At 38.7% G+C, this 18,206-nt stretch carries 17 protein-coding genes and 1 pseudogene; 12 read left to right on the top strand and 6 right to left on the bottom strand.

The features are described 5' to 3' along the window. Positions 1-201 precede the first annotated feature (201 nt). From FHR28_RS16850 to acnA, 3 genes are all read left to right on the top strand, one after another. Positions 202-1,176 (top strand): RsiV family protein, encoded by a 975-nt coding sequence (locus FHR28_RS16850; RefSeq protein WP_166783108.1) that lies wholly within the window; start codon positions 202-204, stop codon positions 1,174-1,176. Next, the gene (locus tag FHR28_RS16855) at positions 1,176-1,997 is read left to right on the top strand and encodes a TatD family hydrolase (protein WP_166783109.1); all 822 of its coding nucleotides are present in this window, start codon (positions 1,176-1,178) and stop codon (positions 1,995-1,997) included. The genes FHR28_RS16850 and FHR28_RS16855 overlap by 1 nt, the downstream gene beginning before the upstream one ends. A gap of 113 nt (positions 1,998-2,110) precedes the next feature. Further along, positions 2,111-4,870, top strand: a complete 2,760-nt coding sequence (gene acnA / locus FHR28_RS16860) for an aconitate hydratase AcnA (protein WP_154130085.1) — start codon at positions 2,111-2,113, stop codon at positions 4,868-4,870. Between the two features lie 96 nt (positions 4,871-4,966). Here acnA and FHR28_RS16865 read toward each other — a convergent pair whose 3' ends face one another. Next, positions 4,967-5,692, bottom strand: a complete 726-nt coding sequence (locus FHR28_RS16865) for a DUF4261 domain-containing protein (RefSeq protein WP_166783110.1) — start codon at positions 5,690-5,692, stop codon at positions 4,967-4,969. A gap of 114 nt (positions 5,693-5,806) precedes the next feature. Between FHR28_RS16865 and FHR28_RS16870 the strand changes: the two genes are divergently transcribed. From FHR28_RS16870 to FHR28_RS16885, 4 genes are all read left to right on the top strand, one after another. Then, complete coding sequence (locus FHR28_RS16870) at positions 5,807-6,568, top strand: ThiF family adenylyltransferase (RefSeq protein ID WP_034609779.1); 762 nt, start codon at positions 5,807-5,809, stop codon at positions 6,566-6,568. A gap of 99 nt (positions 6,569-6,667) precedes the next feature. Beyond that, on the top strand, positions 6,668-7,777 hold the full coding sequence (locus FHR28_RS16875) for a DUF695 domain-containing protein (RefSeq protein WP_166783111.1): 1,110 nt from the start codon (positions 6,668-6,670) through the stop codon (positions 7,775-7,777). Positions 7,778-7,842: 65 nt separating this feature from the next. Then, positions 7,843-8,235: a hypothetical protein gene (locus FHR28_RS16880; RefSeq protein ID WP_228722094.1), complete on the top strand. Its 393-nt coding sequence runs from the start codon at positions 7,843-7,845 to the stop codon at positions 8,233-8,235. 384 nt (positions 8,236-8,619) lie between these two features. After that, positions 8,620-9,510 carry a LysR family transcriptional regulator gene (locus tag FHR28_RS16885; protein ID WP_166783112.1) on the top strand — a complete coding sequence of 297 codons (891 nt, stop codon included), beginning with the start codon at positions 8,620-8,622 and terminating at the stop codon, positions 9,508-9,510. Positions 9,511-9,588: 78 nt separating this feature from the next. Here the strand turns inward: FHR28_RS16885 and dusA are convergent, their stop codons facing one another. Together dusA and FHR28_RS16895 are read right to left on the bottom strand one after the other, a co-directional pair. Next, complete coding sequence (gene dusA, locus FHR28_RS16890) at positions 9,589-10,593, bottom strand: tRNA dihydrouridine(20/20a) synthase DusA (RefSeq protein WP_166783113.1); 1,005 nt, start codon at positions 10,591-10,593, stop codon at positions 9,589-9,591. Positions 10,594-10,793: 200 nt separating this feature from the next. Next, a complete protein-coding gene (locus FHR28_RS16895) occupies positions 10,794-11,549 on the bottom strand; it encodes an SDR family NAD(P)-dependent oxidoreductase (RefSeq protein WP_166783114.1) in 756 nt (251 codons plus the stop codon). Positions 11,550-11,672: 123 nt separating this feature from the next. Between FHR28_RS16895 and FHR28_RS21960 the strand changes: the two genes are divergently transcribed. Together FHR28_RS21960 and FHR28_RS21965 are read left to right on the top strand one after the other, a co-directional pair. After that, positions 11,673-12,089 carry a LysR family transcriptional regulator gene (locus FHR28_RS21960; protein ID WP_228722095.1) on the top strand — a complete coding sequence of 139 codons (417 nt, stop codon included), beginning with the start codon at positions 11,673-11,675 and terminating at the stop codon, positions 12,087-12,089. Continuing rightward, positions 11,990-12,580, top strand: a complete 591-nt coding sequence (locus FHR28_RS21965) for a LysR substrate-binding domain-containing protein (protein WP_323848037.1) — start codon at positions 11,990-11,992, stop codon at positions 12,578-12,580. The genes FHR28_RS21960 and FHR28_RS21965 overlap by 100 nt, the downstream gene beginning before the upstream one ends. Positions 12,581-12,686: 106 nt before the next feature. Here FHR28_RS21965 and FHR28_RS16905 read toward each other — a convergent pair whose 3' ends face one another. Beyond that, a complete protein-coding gene (locus FHR28_RS16905; RefSeq protein WP_004723188.1) occupies positions 12,687-13,001 on the bottom strand; it encodes an AzlD family protein in 315 nt (104 codons plus the stop codon). Continuing rightward, entirely contained in the window at positions 12,998-13,708 is a 711-nt protein-coding gene (locus FHR28_RS16910) for an AzlC family ABC transporter permease (RefSeq protein WP_004818982.1), read from the bottom strand. Before FHR28_RS16910 ends, FHR28_RS16905 begins: the two co-directional genes overlap by 4 nt. A gap of 173 nt (positions 13,709-13,881) precedes the next feature. Between FHR28_RS16910 and FHR28_RS16915 the strand changes: the two genes are divergently transcribed. Continuing rightward, positions 13,882-14,751, top strand: a complete 870-nt coding sequence (locus FHR28_RS16915; RefSeq protein WP_166783115.1) for a LysR family transcriptional regulator — start codon at positions 13,882-13,884, stop codon at positions 14,749-14,751. 156 nt (positions 14,752-14,907) lie between these two features. On the opposite strand, the gene FHR28_RS16920 is transcribed toward FHR28_RS16915, so the two are convergent. After that, a complete protein-coding gene (locus FHR28_RS16920) occupies positions 14,908-15,948 on the bottom strand; it encodes a LacI family DNA-binding transcriptional regulator (protein WP_166783116.1) in 1,041 nt (346 codons plus the stop codon). 227 nt (positions 15,949-16,175) lie between these two features. Between FHR28_RS16920 and FHR28_RS16925 the strand changes: the two are divergent. Further along, positions 16,176-17,001: pseudogene (locus FHR28_RS16925) on the top strand (nitrilase family protein). A gap of 16 nt (positions 17,002-17,017) precedes the next feature. Beyond that, complete coding sequence (locus FHR28_RS16930; protein WP_166783117.1) at positions 17,018-18,190, top strand: hypothetical protein; 1,173 nt, start codon at positions 17,018-17,020, stop codon at positions 18,188-18,190. Positions 18,191-18,206 lie beyond the last annotated feature (16 nt).

Raw genomic sequence — 18,206 nt, forward strand, 5'->3', positions numbered from 1 at the left:
TTAGCTGGATTCTAAAGCGTAACGGTTAAGATCAGTTGGTCCTCGTTGAATTGACTCAGCGATTAATAAACTTGAGCCACGTATTGCAATAACGCTTCAATTTTCATACAAATTTTGATTGAGGATTTGTATAGAGAAGAATAGGCTAATGAATATAGAGATTAAAAAATCTTGGCTTGATTCGTTGGATAGGTTTGTGAAATGTTAAATCAAAAAAGTACTTTAGCGCTTTCAATTCTGGTGATCACTTTAGGGTTAACTGCATGTCAAAAATCTGACTCGAAAAAAGCAGAACCAGCAGTTGATCAAAGTGCTGCATCTCAAGTGCCTGATACATCAATGTTATTACAGGGCGATACAGAAAAAGTAAAATTGACACTGCCTGAGTGTAATGGCAATACATGCCCTGAGTTTTCTATAGAACGACTAAAAAGCAATCAGGCTTTTGTTGATGAAACGATTGATCAAGCGATTCTTGATAATCTCGATAAAATGCTGGATATCGCGCAATTGAGTAAAGCAAAAAAAGATGCAGATCAGCAACAAACGGCTTCACAAGCTTCAGCAAGTGAGGTGCAAGCCAATAAAACCCCTGTTCAGCAATTGCAAGAGCGTGTGCAACCTTATGCAAATTCATTCCTTGAGATGGATAAAGAGCTTAAAACATTAGGGGCGAGTGGCCAGATCACGATTAGTTTAAGTCCTAAAATTTTAAACTCAGATAAACCTTTAGCGACGGTGGTATTAAATACCAGTAGTTATTTAGGCGGTGCACATGGGGCATCTGCGCAAACCTATTTTAACTTTGATTTGGTGAGTAAAAAACAAGTTGGCTTGGATCAAATCATTGAAGCCAATCAAAAAGCTAAATTTGAAAAATTGGCACATGATGCATTTAAAACTTGGGTTATCGATTCAAAACTTGCTGAAAGCGTCAATGAATATGAACAGGCGTGGAAGTTTACATTATCAGACAATTTCTATTTGGGTAAACAAGGTCTGATTTTACAATATGGTGAATATGATATAGGACCTTATGTTGTTGGCTTACCGCGTTTGATGATTCCTTACGATCAGTTAAAAGGCGTGTTGAAAAGTCAATATTTCCCAGCGGAGATGCAAGTTGATCAGCCAAGCAGTTCTGCACCTGTTGCAAGTGGGAAAGCGAAATCCTAATGCCTTGGCCTTTGTTTGATACACATACGCATTTTGATGTTGCTGATTTTGATCTGGATCGGGAACAATTGGCGTATCAAGCAAAAAAGGTGGGTGTAGAACATTTGATTTTGATTGGGTTTCTATATGAACGCTTTCAAGATTTGATAGACACTCAGCAATTTTTAAATCAGCTAAATAATGCGCCCCGTAGCCATCTTGCGCCGGGGTTGCATCCCTTTTATATCGAACAACACCGTCTAGAGCATTTAAATGCTTTGGAAAATATACTGAGAACTGAAGTTTGTATTGCGGTAGGTGAAATTGGCTTAGACACGTTTCTTAAACAGCATAAACAAGCTGAGATTTTTCAAAAACAACAAGATTTTTTTTCAGCCCAAATTGAACTTGCCCAACAATACGATAAACCCATTCTTCTACATATTCGTAAGTCACATGCTGACGTGCTTGCAATGTTGAAACAGAACCAGTTTAAACATGGTGGTATTGCACATGCTTTTAGTGGGGGAATAGAAGAGGCAAAAGCCTTTATTAAATTAGGCTTTAAACTAGGTGTCACAGGACAAATTACCAATCCAAATGCCAAAAAACTGCATGCAGTTGTACAAGCGGTTGGTGCGCAACATTTAGTGCTAGAAACCGATTGCCCAGATATGACACCACTGTGTTGCCAGACATCTGACCAACAGCATACCCGTAATACACCAGTGAACTTGCCTTTTGTCTTGGCGGGTTTAGCTGAAAGTTTGGCAATGGATCAAGCAACATTGGCAGGTGTGTTGTGGAAAAACTCACATGAATGCTTACATTTACCGATGTAAATTTGAATAAAAATAACCAATCAACAACACCTAAAATAAATATTTGTCTTAGATTTAAAGAAGTACTCCAAGTAGCCAATAAGAAAGTTAACGCCAAGCTGGAGGTTCAACCAATGGCAAAATATGGTCATATCAATCGTTTAAATTCTCTACAAGACCTAACTGTAGGGGATACAAGATATAAAATTTTTAATTTAAAACAGGTTCAAGCGAGTTTAGGTGATATTTCAAAATTGCCTAAATCACTCAAAGTATTATTGGAAAATTTACTTAGATTTGAAGATGATCAAACCGTGAGGCAAAGCGATATTCAGGCGATTGTCGATTGGCAAAAAAATAAGACTTCAGATCAAGAAATCCAATATCGCCCTGCACGGGTCTTGATGCAAGATTTTACCGGTGTACCTGCTGTGGTAGATTTGGCTGCGATGCGTGCAGCTGTACAGAAAGCCAATAAAGATCCCAATTTAATTAACCCTTTATCTCCAGTAGATTTGGTCATTGACCACTCTGTGATGGTGGATCACTTTGGGACAGATCATGCCTTCGATGAGAACGTCGAAATTGAGATGCAACGTAATGGAGAACGTTATCAATTCCTCCGTTGGGGACAGTCTTCTTTTGATAATTTTAGTGTGGTACCGCCCGGAACAGGGATTTGCCATCAAGTCAATTTAGAATACCTAGCTCAAGCAGTGTGGCTGGGTGAAAGTGATGGTGAGGTATTTGCATTTCCAGATACCTTAGTCGGTACAGATTCACACACCACAATGATCAATGGTTTAGGTGTATTGGGTTGGGGCGTGGGGGGAATTGAAGCCGAAGCGGCCATGCTTGGACAGCCTATTTCAATGCTGATTCCAGAAGTGATTGGTTTTAAATTGACAGGGAAATTGCGTGAAGGGATTACCGCAACGGATTTGGTTTTAACCATTACTCAGATGCTACGTAAAAAAGGCGTGGTGGGTAAATTTGTTGAATTTTATGGTGATGGGTTGGCATTTTTGCCTCTTGCAGACCGAGCAACCATTGCCAATATGGCACCCGAATATGGTGCAACATGTGGCTTTTTCCCGATTGATGAAATCACTCTAGGCTATATGCGTTTAACGGGTCGTAAAGAAGACCGTATTGCATTGGTTGAGGCTTATTGTAAAGAACAAGGTTTATGGCGTCATACCGGAGATGAACCTGTATTTACCGATGTGCTTGCTTTGGATATGGGAACCGTTGAAGCCAGTGTTGCTGGCCCGAAACGCCCGCAAGATCGAGTGGCATTGCCTGATATCCCACAAACTTTTAGTGCCTTAATGGCGCTGGATCTTAAGCCAGCTAAAGGTGAAGAAAAGGAACGTTTAGCCAATGAAGGTGGTGCGGGTACTGCAATTGATTCAAAACAGTCTGCTTTACAAAATGAAGAACCGCATTGTGTGATTGACGGTAAGCGCTATCCATTGACGGATGGTGATGTGGTGATTTCTGCGATTACTTCATGTACCAATACATCTAATCCAAGTGTGATGTTGGCTGCGGGTTTGTTGGCAAAGAAAGCCATCGAAAAAGGCATTCAACGTAAGCCATGGGTGAAAAGCTCTCTTGCACCAGGCTCTAAAGTGGTAACCGATTATTTAGAAGCGGCAGGGTTAATGTCTTATTTAGACCAGTTGGGCTATAACCTCGTTGGTTATGGTTGTACCACATGTATTGGTAATTCAGGACCTTTACCTAAACCGATTGAAGACGCTATTCAGTGCCATGACCTGAATGTTGCGTCGGTACTTTCAGGCAACCGAAACTTTGAAGGGCGGGTACATCCACTGGTAAAAACCAATTGGCTTGCATCACCGCCTTTGGTGGTTGCGTTTGGTTTATTGGGTACTATTCGTAGTGACATTACCAGCACAGCATTAGGGCACGATCAACAAGGTCAACCAGTATATCTCAAAGACATTTGGCCGAGTCAAATCGAGATTGATGAGGTGCTGCAAAAAGTTAATACAGCGATGTTCCATAAAGAATATGCGGCAGTTTTTGATGGTGATGAAAAATGGCAAGCAATTCAAATCCCAGACTCTGAAACCTATGAATGGGATGAAAACTCAACGTATATTCGTCATCCTCCGTTCTTTGAAGGTATTGATCAACCCGCGAAACCAATTAAAGATATTCTTAATGCAAATATCTTGGCCGTTCTTGGCGACTCAGTCACAACAGATCATATTTCTCCTGCGGGGAATATTAAGAAAGACAGTCCAGCAGGTCGTTATCTAGAAGCGCAAGGTGTCGATCAAAAGGACTTTAACTCTTATGGATCTCGTCGTGGTAATCATGAAGTGATGATGCGAGGAACCTTTGCCAATATTCGTATTAAGAATGAAATGCTCAATGGCGAAGAGGGTGGTAATACCCTCTATATCCCGACAGATGAGAAGTTAGCCATTTACGATGCTGCGATGAAGTATCAGCAAGATGGAACGCCGTTGGTCATCATTGCAGGTAAGGAATATGGTACAGGCTCATCACGTGACTGGGCGGCGAAAGGCACCAACCTTTTAGGAGTAAAAGCGGTGATTACTGAAAGTTTTGAACGAATCCATCGTTCAAATCTGGTTGGTATGGGGGTTTTACCGTTGCAATTTGTGGATGGTCAAACTCGTCAATCACTCAACTTAACTGGGCATGAGCAACTGTCGATTTATGGACTTTCTGATGACATACAACCACATGAAACTTTAGATGTGGAGGTTAAACGTGTCGATGGTTCAATAGATCGTTTCAAGGTGTTATGCCGTATTGATACTTTGAATGAAGTGGAATATTTTAAAGCAGGTGGTATCTTGCATTATGTACTGCGTAATTTAATCGCTTCATAGTCTAATCAATAAATCACAATATATTTCAGTTCTCCAAGCCCTGTATAGAATGCAGGGCTTTTTTTATTCGTTTAAAAGAGAACTTGATGTTGCTTTTTAAGGAAGTGGCGAATTTAATTGCCATATACCGAAAGAGTTAAAATAAAGTGAATCTGCTTCAAAAAACTCAGATGAGGAGCGTTTAGAAAGGTTGAATTTTTCCATATCCTCTTCAGCCCTGAATGTATCACCTTTTTTAAAATCAGGATCTTCGGCTAAAATATAAAGTAGAAATTGATTTAAGGTGAAACTGGCTTCATTGACACTAGATGAAATACAGCCATCCGGTTTTCCAAACTGATGCATGCCGCACGAATAAAGATATTCTTGATCAGAAACAACTGGTATAAATGCTTTAAAAATATCCAATAAATTCGTTGCAGAAAATTCGAGCCATTGTTCTTTGCTATGTGTAAGCCCTGCTGTTTCTATTTTTATACCTAATCCACCTGCCTTTAATAACGCTTGTCCAAGCTTAAGGGCATTTTGTACACTTTGAAAATAACCACCTTTGCATATGAGGTAGAGCACCATATTGTGCTGATCGATTTGATCGAGCTCATGGTCTGAAAAGCGTTGCATACTGAATAATCTGAATATACGACTTACTTCAGGATCATGATTATGTTCTTCAACTTCAACAAAATGATCAGAATGCAGTGATGTCATGATCATCCCCGCATAAATATACCCAGTGTCGCATTCAAGCATGGCATGAACTAATTCCTGATGATTTTTCCATACCCCAGGAATGCATAAAATAATCTGTTGTGAATTTTGCATTGTTCGAACTTTTATATTTGTAAAGTTTGATCTTAGCATTGCAAATTTAATTTTTCATTTTCACTGCTTATCTTTGATAAAATGAGCTTGATTTTTTGAGCCTAGATTTGAACCATGACTGAACTTTTCCAAAATGATGAATATGAGCGCCGTTTTGCAGGCGTAGCCAAAATTTATGGAGAAGAGACATTCAATCACTATGAAAAAAGTCATGTCATGGTAATTGGTATTGGTGGAGTCGGCTCATGGGCGGTCGAAGCCTTAGCACGTACAGGGATTGGTGAGTTAACACTGGTCGATATGGATTCAGTGGCTGCTTCAAATATCAACCGACAATTGCCTGCAATGACCTCTACTTTAGGTCATGAGAAAATTGAAGTCATGGCGGAACGTTGCCGTTCAATTAATCCTCGGATCAAGATCAATTTGATTGATGATTATCTCAGCCCTGACAATGTGAAAGAAATTTTAGAAAATGTTCCCGATATTATTCTAGATTGCATCGATGACGTTAAAGCAAAATTTGCACTTATGTTACATTGTCGTTTTAATAAAATTCCTTTGATTGTTTCGGGTGGGGCAGGTGGTAAGCTTGATCCTCTAAAAATTCGTGTTGCTGATTTATCTAAAACAGAACAAGATCCGATGCTTGCAAAATTGCGGAGTCAGTTGCGCGCCAAAGGCATTTGTAAGAAACCAAAAGAAAAATTTGGCATTACTTGTGTGTATTCAATTGATAATCCTTTTTCCAGCGCTGATGTATGTGCGAGTGCAGGCTTGCGCTGTGGTGGATATGGCTCGGCTGTGGTGGTGACTTCTAGTTTTGCGATGGTCGCCGTTGCAGAAGTGTTGAAAAAGTTAGATCGGATCAAATAAGCGCTTGGTATTTTTAAGTAAAAGTTTAGATGCATTTAAAAATCATAAAAATTCAGTTAAATTAATCTGAAATAAACGCAATAACAGAGAACAATCAAAATGAGTTTTTTCAAAAAGTTATTTGGAAAGAAAGAACAACAAATACAAATCAATCGAAACCGCTATGCTGAATTTTGGCAATGGTTTGAGCAGCATCAACAGGATTTCCATCGTATTGTGGATGAGTTAAATCAAGATACGATTCAGGCAGATTTCTTTGATAAATTATCGCCTGAATTGGCCAAAGTTCATGGTGGAATTTTTTTCCTTACCGGGATGCTTGACCCACAAACAGCTGAATTGATTTTAACGCCAGATGGTGTTGTGGCGAACATTGTGTTTGTCGAGGAATTGGTGGCAGCAGCCCCTGAAATTCCCGGCTGGAAATTTACCGCACTTAAACCCGCAAGTGATATTCAGCAAACCAGTATTGGTATGCATGGTCATGAATTTAGTCAAAAAACGCTATCGTTTTATTTAAAAGACCATGAGGATTATCCAGATGAAACTGATCTGGTGGTTGTACATGATCAATATAATGAAGCTCAAAAAGCTGAATTCTTACAAGCGGTTTATATCTTTTTGGATAATTATTTGGGTGAATATGATTCGATCACAAAGCTAGATCAAGTTTCGCTACAATTCAGACAAGATGCTGAAAAAGAATTAATGCCTATCGATCGTTTAAAGAATATTTTAATTTTAAAGAACAGTGAAATTTCTCGCTTAGACAAAATAACCCGTTCAAGCACTGATGAAGATGAATATATCAGTTTGGAGGGGGAGACCAATGAAGGTTTGCCTTTGGTGGCGATCTTAAACAGTACCCTTTTAACATGGGATCAAAAGGCTTCTCATCCGTGGATGCTGCTGGTAGAAATACCTTATGCTGGTCAGAACTCAAGTGGTATGCCGTCTGCAACAGATTATGAGTTGCTTAACGCGATTGAAGAAGAATTATTAAATGAGCTAAAGGATTTTGAAGGGTATTTAAATATTGGACGAGAAACCGGTAATAACTTAAGAACCATGTATTTTGCTTGTAAAGAGTTTAGAAAACCTGCCAAAGTTATAGATCAGGTTGTTGAAAAATATCAGAACAACTTTGAAATCGATGTCAGCCTATTTAAAGATAAATATTGGCGTTGTTTAAATAAGTTTGGTCGTTAACTATGCTGAAAAGTCGCTTGAAATGCTGTATAGCATTCAGACCATAGACATGGACAGCTTAGAGAATGAAGCGGCTTTTTAATCGACCTATCCCCGATCTTAAAATAACCCTATTGGCGATCCTGTTGATTGGCGGAATTGGATATTATCTTTATTCAACGGTTCGTCATTTTCAGGCGGTCAACCAATTGGATGAAGCTAAAACGACAATGCGTGATATACAGAACTTGTTGGGATGGTCAATCCTTCAACCTCAAGCAAATGCAATTCAAGTCTGTAATTTGCAAAATATCCAACAGATCAGCAAACAAGAAGAGATTCAAAAGATCAAGCAACTGTTGGGCTGGGAGGTCAATATTCAACAACACAGCAAATATGTTGAAAGTATAAACGTGTTCCAGCACCTGATTTACACGGCTGTATTATACGTGCTCATTTTCGAAAAGACGCTTTTGTGAGTGATGATCTTGCTGGCAAGTATATTACTTACCAATATGATTTTAAAAAAAGAACAACAACATGCGTCACCAATATAAAAAAGTATGCTTTAGTGAAATCTTGCACGCGTTTGTAAAAAACATACTTTATCTGTTCCGCTGAATCAGTCCTGTAAATAAATAAACTCAGGCTGTCGGGGCGATTTGCCTGTTTGTTTTGCGATAAAACCATCATAAAGATTGAGTAAAACAACAGCGCAAATAATACAAATAAAAACCAGTAATTGTTTGGATATGCTCATACTATTTCTCTCTGATCTAAGTCGCTTTAAGTAAAGTCTAGTGAAATCAAACAATCTAATCTAATATAGAAAGAAGCATGATTGATCTAATTTTGAGATGGATATGGCGACATTCAAACAATTTAATTATTTGATTAGAATTGTGGAAGAAGGTGGTTTTATTGCAGCTTCTGAAAAGTTGTTTATTGCCCAATCTGCTTTAAGTCGCCAGATTAAGCTTTTGGAGGACGAAGTAGGATTTGAAATTTTTGACCGCAGTGATAAAAAAATAAAACTCACCCGAGCAGGGCAGTTCTTTTATGCTCAAATTAAAAATAATTTGCTTAACTTAGATCATATTATTGAAAATGCTAAAGATATTGCAGATGGACAAAATCGGCTCATCAAAATTGCACACTCAAGCACTATTACCATGAGCTTAGAAAAAGTTAAAGTATTTGATCAAACCTCAAAGTATCTCAATGTTAATTTCGAGATCAACACCTTGTCATCTGAAGACCAAATTCTTGCACTGATGAAAGGAAATATTGATGTTGGTTTTATTCGCCCACCTGTCTTAAATCGCTTAGATGAGTTATATGCAACCACGCTCTACCCTGAGCCCTTATACGTTGCACTTCATCAAAATCATATTTTAGTTTCAGAACGCAGTATTAAAATCCAACAGTTAAAGCATGAAAATTTTGTTTCTACACCACATGCAGAACGGGGCGGTTTAAGTTATTTGGTTGCAAACCTATGCTTAAGTGCTGGTTTTTCTCCAAAGAAAGCGGCGGTTCAGTCCCGTAAAATTTCACAATTGCAATTGGTGGCTGCTGAAATTGGAATTTGTATTGTTCCTGAAGAATTTAGACATATTCTGCCTAAACAGGTAAGACTGATTGCTTTGGATGCAGAAAATGCATGGTCTGATGTTGTGATGGTCTGGAGTAAAAATGCAGATGGTGTCATTCAGCGATGTACTGAATACATGATCAAACAGTTTCAACGATGATCTTTAAAGACCATCGTTTGATTGAAAAGATAGCTGTGGATTAAGATTGTATTGAATCGTAGAAATTTTCAGTCGTGATCAGACAGACTGTTCTCGAATATAATCCTCTGTACGCTTCATTGCTTCTTTAATATTGATAATGGCATTTTCAACATCTGCAAATGTTTTGGCATTACCGCCACTTAAAGCCTGGCGCCATTTACGCGCACCGGGAAGATTTTGGAATAAGCCTAAAATATGGCGCGTAATAATCGATAGAGGTGCGCCTTCTTGCATACGTTTGGCAATATAAGGCAGCATTTGATCGATAATATCAAAGCGATCAGGTAAGTCTAAGTTCCAGAGTTGACCTAATTCTGCCAACAGGTAAGGGTTGTGATAAGCCTCACGACCAATCATGACCCCATCAACATGCTTTAAATGTGTTTGCGTTTCAGCGAAAGTTTTAACCCCACCATTGATCTGGATCAGCAAATCAGGACGCTCTTGTTTTAAACGATACACATCTTCATAACGTAGAGGTGGAACATCGCGGTTTTCTTTTGGTGATAACCCTTGAAGCAGAGCAATACGGGCATGTACGATAAAATTATCACATCCAGTTTTCGCAACGGTATCGACAAAATGTAGCATCTCTTCATAAGATTGCATGTCATCAATACCGATGCGGTGTTTTACAGTAACTGGAATATCAACTGCATTACGCATTTCAGCAATACATTCTGCAACCAAATCAGGCTCTGCCATTAAGCAGGCACCAATCTTATTGTTTTGCACACGGTCACTTGGACAGCCCACATTTAAATTGATTTCGTCATAACCCCAGTCTTGAGCCATTTTGCTACAAGTTGCAAGATCTTTCGGATTTGAACCACCGAGCTGTAGAACAATCGGATGTTCTTCATGGTTATAATCCAAATGACGATTTGCTCCACCATAGATGATGGCACCTGTGGTGACCATTTCTGTATAGAGGATAATATTGGGGTTAAACAAACGTGCAAAGAAACGATAGTCACGAGTTGTCCAATCCATCATCGGAGCGACCGAAATACGAGGTGTTAAAGATTGGAGCTCAGACATACAGTCAACCTGAAAAAGATAGAAAAAAAGCAAGTGCGGATTATACGTGCTTTATTTTAAAATCAATAGCCATACTCAAAAGATAGAATTTGTAAAATTAATAAATATTAATTTTTTGTATTTGCTTAGAACTCCGATATGGCAGAGTTATATGAAATTTGCATAACTCCACCAATATGTTAAAGCTGTGCGAGTTAAAACTACAACATCATACTACCAGAGGCTTCTATTCGCTGACCTGTGATCCAGTTAAATCCTTCACTAAAAATCGCAGCGATTGCTTTTCCAACATCATCAGCTTCACCAACACGGCCTAATGCCGTGATAGATGCGATCATCCCCTGAACTTGTTCACTATTGCGGACGGCACCGTCTCTAAAATCAGTCGCAATAGCTCCGGGCGCTATCGTGTTGACACGAATCCCTTTGCAGGCGAATTCTTTTGCCATATAACGTGTCATGACTTCCACAGCGCCTTTTGCCATTGCGTATGCAGCTGACCCAGGCATAGAAAAGCGTGTTAGACCAGAGGATATATTCACAATATGACCGCCATTTTCAATGAGTGGTAGCAATTTTTGAGTGAGAAAAAATGGGCCTTTTACATGGATATTGAGCATATCATCTAGATCATCAATACTAGTTTCTTCAATACTTGTATGTAAACCTGTCCCCGCATTATTGAGTAGGTAGTCAAAACTTTCACGACCGAATTGCTCTTTTAATACGAAACTCAAGCTTTTTACCAAATCATCAAATAATGTGATATCTCGAATATCAGATTGAATGGCAAATGCGTTTTGACCTTTTTCTTTAATCTTCTCAACCACGTCTAGAGCGGCTTTTTCATTGCGATGATAAGTCAAAATGATGTCAATATTTTGCTCAGCGAGTTTAAGTGCTGCATCTCGACCTATTCCACGACTCCCTCCGGTGATGAATGCGATTTTATTCATGTACTGACCTCATATTATGCTGATTAACTGTCGATAAAATTAAAGTACAGGAATTAATTGTCTTGATAAATAAGAGTAATCAGATAAGACTGTTCATAAATAATGAACAATTAGAGGTAGTGTATGGATAAGATTGAGACGATGAAACGTTTTATCGCTGTTGTACAAAATGGTAGCTTTACCCGTGCTTCAGAACAGTTAAAGATTCCTAAGTCAGCAATCTCTATGTCAATCACTAAGCTTGAAGATCATTTAAAAACTCGCTTACTTTATCGGAACACAAGACACGTTTCTCTTTCAGAAGCAGGTCAGCGCTATTATGTCGAATGCTTAAGATTATTGGATGAGTTAGAAGGCTTAGATAACCAATTTCAACAACAAAGTGAAGAACTCAGTGGTGTGATTAACATCGATATGCCTAGTCGGTTTTTTCTAGCGTGGTGGCTCCCCATCTACCTGCATGGTTTCAACAATATCCTAAAACACAGATTAAGCTGCTTGGGGTTGATTATCGTATTGATCCTATCAAGGAACAAGTAGATTGCGTAATCTGTGGTGGTCAGCTTGAAAGCAGTAATTTAATAGGACGCCATTTGGGTATTATGGAAATGGTTAATTGTATTAGTCCCAACTATGCGGAACATTATGGTAGACCAACATCATTAGATGACCTCAAAAATCATTATATTGTTGATTATTCGCATGCGGACACCCAGTCGCAAAATGCTTTTGAATACAATCAAAATAATCAAACCTACCTTGTACCAACTCCGAGTCTAATCAGTGTCGGCACAACGGATGCCTATTTAGCTGCAGGTTTAAATGGACTAGGGATTATTCAAATTCCGAGAATTGGTGTTAGACAACAATTGGCAAAGGGTGACCTTATTGAAGTATTAACAGCGTTTACCTGTGCACCGATGTCTTTGTCAGTTTTATATGAATCGCGAAACAATCAACCCAGAAGACTAAGTGAATTTATTAATTGGTTGATTCTTTTATTCAAAGAAATGAATCACAATACACTCTAGTTTCACTAAATGAACCCGATGTCGCTTATACGCAATGTGTAGTCATTGCTCGATTTTGTTTAGGTTTAATATAGCCAAAGGCAGCTTTTTTGAGCTCCCTATTATTTCATACAAAATACTGACGGAATAAGGCTGCTGCTAATATTCCTGCTGCAATCGCCAACAGTGGTTTTTTAAGCAGTAGCATAACGATCAATGTCGTCAGTAATGCTAAACGAGCGCCATGATCACCTTCAACCGCAATAGGGGCCAAAAGTGCAACCAGTACAGATCCCGACATTGCATTAATGAATCGTTGCACACGATCGCTAATAGGTACATAAGACATAATTAAAACACCACCCCAGCGAGTGGCTAATGTCACAATGGCCATAATAAAAATAATAATTAATGGATAAGTGGTGCTAATTTCTAGGTTCATAGCTGTTTCTCTTTCCAGAAAATTCCGACAATTCCGCCAAATAAGGCACCCACAACGACATGACTATTTTCTGGTAAGTACCAATAAGCCAATAATGAGCTACAGGCTGCGATTGTCCAGATGATGAGTATTCTGAGATTTTTTTGCCCGCCCACAACCATCGCCAGTAGAAAACAAGCCATGACCATATCTAATCCCAGCAATGCAGGATGATGAATAACATTACCAAAATAGAACCCCAGTCCTGTGCCTAAAACCCACGCGAGCCAAAGCGCAAGGCCCCCTCCAAACAATAAGCCCATCCCTGATTCACCACGATTAAATGCTTGTAGTGAGAGTGCCCAATTGGCATCAGAAATAACCAACAAGATACTGTATCGTTTGATGGGAGGCAGGTGGCGTAACCAAGGATAAAGAGATGCGCCCATTAAAAGATGCCGAGCATTGATAAAGAAAACTGTGACTATTAAGGGAATCAGTGATATTTGCGCGCCCCATAGTTCTAAAGTCGCAAATTGAGATGCTCCTGCAAAAACAAAGCTACTCATTAACATGATAGAGCTATTGTCTAGTCCTGTTTGCGTTGCAGCTAAGCCGAAAGCAGCCCCAAAAATCACCACGAAAGATGAAATTGGAAGAAGGCTTTTAAAGCCTGACCAAACTTGGGAATAACTTAAACTGTAAATATCTGGGTCAACATTCGACAAAATAATTTCCTTATCTTTTTAAATTTTCTAGTGAGCTATATACCTAATGATCGCTGATGAAAATTAGGGGAAATTTCCTTCTTTTCTTAATAAATTATGGACTTAGAAAGTTAGAATGAAAAGCGCATAATTCTTGCATATACTATTCGTAAATCGAATAATTTGGGATGATCATGAATCTACAAAATCTACAGATTGATTGGTTAAAATGTTTTGTCGCAGTTGTTGATACAGGTTCTCTTTCAAATGCAGCACCTGAGCTATACCGTTCACAGTCCGCTGTCAGTATGCAGTTAAAAAAATTGGAAGGCGCTTTAAAATGCCAACTTTTAATTCGAACGCATAGACAAATTCAACTTACTTCTGAAGGGCAACTTCTTTTAGGTTATGCAAGACGGATACTTGATCTACATCATGAAACACAAATGGCTTTTAATGGAGAAGAGTTAACCGGTCGGATTAGACTTGGCGTACCCGATGATTATGCTGCTAAATATTTAACGCCAGTGCTTAAGCGTTTTGCACCACGTTATAGCGGCGTTGAAATAGAATTTATTTGTGAACAATCGACTTCATTGATCCCACGTATAGAAAATGGCGAGATTGATTTAGCCTTGATTTCAAGGGATAACCCCCGTCAAGGCACTTTATTGTTTCATGAGCCAATGGTGTGGGTAGGTTCTCCCCAATTTGAATTATGGCGTGAAGATCCGATACCGATTGCTGTTTATGAAAGTACCAGTTTAGCCAAAAAAAGTGCGATTAATTCGCTCGCATTGCAAGGTCGTCGTTATCGTGTAGTTTATAATAGTTCTAGTTTAATCGGGCAAATTGCAGCAGTTGAAAGTGGTTTGGCCGTCGCAGTTTTTACACAATGTAGCGCGCCTCCGCATTTAGAAATTTTAGGAGCGGAGCATGGACTAGGCCCATTAGTACCGATGGAAGCATCTGTATATAGAAGTAGAGCCTCGCTTAATTCAAAAGCGGTCGATCATTTATATGAGCTGTTAATTAAGACATTAAGGCAATCCATTGCCTATTAAGAAGGTTTTTATTCGGTACCTCATCTTCTTATGTATCAATATGATGTCTGAGAATGAGATGAGTTGTGCTTTCTAGTCAGACTTTGTTAAAGACAGCATTGTTAATAATTAAAATTTATAAATGACATACATTCGTTAATGATCGATATATTTCAGTTATTCAACTAAATAATCTAAGGTACTATTTCTTTTGATTAATTTTGGGACTAACTTTATAGAGTCTACTTGTTCCTTATTTATTTTTTTTAATAATAATTCCATCGCGGTGAATCCCATTTCGGACATTGGCGAAGCTATGGTTGTAAGTGGAATAGGAAGTTGAGCGGTTAAAGAGATGTTGTTGAACCCAATGACTGCAATATCTTTTCCGGGAATATAGCCTTTGTCCTTGATTGCGCCCATTACACCAATCGCAATAAAATCATTCACAGTGAAAATTGCTGTGGGCAGTTCATTTTTGGATAGAATTTCAAGTCCAGCTTGATAGCCAGAGTCAACATCAAAACCACAATTGATAATGTAGTCATCTGGGATCATTATATTTTTACTGGCGCTATAGTCTTTAAATCCTTTGGTTCGTAATAGACCTGTACTGGCAAAAGCTTCACCCGAAATGATCGCAATTCGACGATGACCCTCAGCGATTAAATGTTCTGCTGCTAAGCTTCCACCAAGATAATCATCACAAGTAACAGAGGTGAAATTTTCTAAACTACGACTTACAAGTACAAATGGGATGTCTCGTGCTATTAATTCATTAAAAAACTGATGTGAATTTTCAGTTCCTGTATGCGCATCAGCAATGATTAAACCATCTACTTTTCTAGAAAGGGCCATTTCACCCAATTTTTTTTGGTTGGTAGGCAGATCATTGGTATTGGAAACGAATGTAAAATAATTATTTTGGGTTGCAGCGGCATCAATGCCTTCATAAATATTTGCCAATACAAGATCTGATAATTTTGGAACTAAAACCCCAATTACATTGGTTTTCTGGCTCTGTAAACTTTTTGCTAAAGTATTTGGTCGGTAGTTTAAATCAGCTGCTAATTTTTTTACTTTTTCTATGGTTTCTGGGGCTGCTGCGGAACTGGCATCATCCATAGAGCCGTTCAGTATTCTTGAGACTGTAGAAACATGTAAGCCGAGTTCTTTTGAAAGAAATTTTAAAGTTACATTTTTATTTGATCGATTCATATGAAACCACAATAGCCAGAAGCAACATTTTAGCATTTTCCCCCTTGAAAGTTAGAGAAATTATTGGATTGTTGTTTAAAATTTGACAAGGACAAACGTTTGGGTTAGATTTTTAACACAACCCAAACGTTTGGGTTGATTTGAATAATCAATGAGGTAAGAACATGGAAGAAACTTCAGTTAGCCCAGTAAAAGTGGCCGTTATACAATTTGATCCACAAGTGGGTATGGAAAATCGAGAAAGGAATTTACGCCATGGGTTAGATTTGGCGCTTCAAGCTGTTAACAATGGTGCAAATCTTATCGTAATGCCTGAGTTAGCAAATACAGGCTATTTATTCACAAATAGAAAAGAGGCATTTGATCACGCAGAAGAAATCCCAAATGGACCAAGTGTTCAAGTCTGGCAAGATTTTGCGCGGAAACATTCAATTTATTTAGTTTCAGGAATCGCAGAGAGAGGGTGTTCGTCTTTTTGATACTTCAGTTTTAATCGGACCCGACGGGCTTATTGGGAAATATCGTAAGGCACATTTATGGAATCTTGAAAAACTTTGGTTTACGCCTGGTGATACAGGCTTCCCAGTATTTGAAACACCGATCGGAAGAATTGGGATGTTAATTTGTTGGGATATTTGGTTTCCAGAAGTTCCAAGAATATTAACCCAACAAGGTGCGGATATTATTTGTAGTGTAAATAATTGGGTTTGGACACCACCGCCATTATTTGATGAAAGTGGTAAGTGTATGGCTTCATATCTCACCATGACTGCTGCACATGTCAATAACGTCTATATCGCTGCTGCAAATCGAGTTGGAGCTGATAGAGGTGAACGTTTTCTTGGATGCTCATTAATTGCAGGCACCAATGGTTGGCCAATCGCGGGTGTTGCAGATGCAGAAAAAGAAATGATTCTGTATGCGGATATTGATTTGGTTGCTGCACGTGGTGCGCCGATTTGGAACAAGCATAATGATTTAATCCGAGATAGACGAACTGACATGTATGACACGATGTTAGGCTATAAATCTCACAATATTTTCCCTCGCTAATCCATGTGAGGGATATATGAAAAAGAATTATCGGATTGAAATGATTGATATTGTCATCGCAGCATTGGTCATGCTGTCTACAATTATCATCGTGGGAGTAGTTGAAAAGTACTCCCTCCAAATTTGGGATAATTACGCAACAATGCAACCACCAACATCCACCTTAACTTGGTTAAGGTGGGGGCTGGGTGATGTAAGTGAGGCTCAATTTTATAAAAGTGAATTGGCATCACTTGGTTTATTAGTGGGTGCAGGCATTGCTTATTATTTTTCAAAAATGCGTTCGAAATGGCAAGGGTTTCAACTAAGTTATGGGACCGGTTTATTTCCATGGATTTTATTGAGTTCAAGTTTAAGTTTGATTCTGAGTAATATCATTTGGGGATGGACGCTTATTGAAAGTAACTCGTGGCAACCCACATTTGTGACGTTTGTGTCATTACCAGCTGCAACAGTACTTATGTATGGGCGTGGCTTTAAAATAGCAATAATTGGTGCAGTTGCAGGGGCACTATTTGTAACGCCTTCTTCGTTGATCATCGTCAACTATGTATGTGTTCCCTTAAATTTGCCAAGTATTATTGGTAATGTCTTAGGTATGGCAATTGGTAGCTTAATCGCATTTCTTATTTTTAAAAAATTTAATTTAAGTTGTTTGGTCAAACAAACAGAAACAAAAAAGCAAGAGCCAATTGAAGAAGAAAAAGAGATCGAACCAAAGGCTACACATTCATTTTGGGTTGTAAGACGAGCGCTTGCAGACTTCTCTGAATCTCAATTTATTGCAAATGAATGGGCTGGATTAGGCTTAATCATTGGCGCTTTGTTGGCAATTTATCTGAACCCTTTAAGTATTTCATATGGAAGTGGGCTGATTGGAAACATATTAATTAGTCAAATGTTAGCAGCCTTGACGGCAGTCATTCTATGGAAAAGTAAATGGGAAAAATATGGGTGGTATCCGACATATATTCCGATTTCTTCAGTTGCACCAGTCTCTGTTTTAGTCTTCGGTGGAAGTCTAAGCTCCATTATTTTAGGTGCATTTATTGGTGCATGTGTTGCTCCACCTTTAGCCGCTTTTATTTCAAACAAGCTTCCTAAATACCAACATCCATATATAGGCAATGTGGTTTCCATGGCAATTACATCGCTATTGGCTTTGGGCACAATTCATCTGGTTTCCTGAATCTATATTTTTATAT

This window comes from Acinetobacter sp. BIGb0196, assembly GCF_011759595.1.
In the GTDB taxonomy this organism is placed as follows: Bacteria; Pseudomonadota; Gammaproteobacteria; order Pseudomonadales; family Moraxellaceae; genus Acinetobacter; species Acinetobacter guillouiae.

What these genes read in the sequence shown, in the direction of transcription:
- FHR28_RS16870 (WP_034609779.1), top strand. Translation starts at nt 5,807, where the DNA reads ATGACTGAACTTTTCCAAAATGATGAATATGAGCGCCGTTTTGCAGGC.
- FHR28_RS16875 (WP_166783111.1), top strand. Translation starts at nt 6,668, where the DNA reads ATGAGTTTTTTCAAAAAGTTATTTGGAAAGAAAGAACAACAAATACAA.
- FHR28_RS16920 (WP_166783116.1), bottom strand. Translation starts at nt 15,948, where the DNA reads ATGAATCGATCAAATAAAAATGTAACTTTAAAATTTCTTTCAAAAGAA.
- FHR28_RS16865 (WP_166783110.1), bottom strand. Translation starts at nt 5,692, where the DNA reads ATGCAAAATTCACAACAGATTATTTTATGCATTCCTGGGGTATGGAAA.
- FHR28_RS16880 (WP_228722094.1), top strand. Translation starts at nt 7,843, where the DNA reads ATGAAGCGGCTTTTTAATCGACCTATCCCCGATCTTAAAATAACCCTA.
- FHR28_RS16885 (WP_166783112.1), top strand. Translation starts at nt 8,620, where the DNA reads ATGGCGACATTCAAACAATTTAATTATTTGATTAGAATTGTGGAAGAA.
- FHR28_RS16850 (WP_166783108.1), top strand. Translation starts at nt 202, where the DNA reads ATGTTAAATCAAAAAAGTACTTTAGCGCTTTCAATTCTGGTGATCACT.
- FHR28_RS16915 (WP_166783115.1), top strand. Translation starts at nt 13,882, where the DNA reads ATGAATCTACAAAATCTACAGATTGATTGGTTAAAATGTTTTGTCGCA.
- FHR28_RS21960 (WP_228722095.1), top strand. Translation starts at nt 11,673, where the DNA reads ATGGATAAGATTGAGACGATGAAACGTTTTATCGCTGTTGTACAAAAT.
- FHR28_RS16930 (WP_166783117.1), top strand. Translation starts at nt 17,018, where the DNA reads ATGAAAAAGAATTATCGGATTGAAATGATTGATATTGTCATCGCAGCA.
- FHR28_RS16905 (WP_004723188.1), bottom strand. Translation starts at nt 13,001, where the DNA reads ATGAACCTAGAAATTAGCACCACTTATCCATTAATTATTATTTTTATT.
- FHR28_RS16855 (WP_166783109.1), top strand. Translation starts at nt 1,176, where the DNA reads ATGCCTTGGCCTTTGTTTGATACACATACGCATTTTGATGTTGCTGAT.
- FHR28_RS16895 (WP_166783114.1), bottom strand. Translation starts at nt 11,549, where the DNA reads ATGAATAAAATCGCATTCATCACCGGAGGGAGTCGTGGAATAGGTCGA.
- dusA (WP_166783113.1), bottom strand. Translation starts at nt 10,593, where the DNA reads ATGTCTGAGCTCCAATCTTTAACACCTCGTATTTCGGTCGCTCCGATG.
- acnA (WP_154130085.1), top strand. Translation starts at nt 2,111, where the DNA reads ATGGCAAAATATGGTCATATCAATCGTTTAAATTCTCTACAAGACCTA.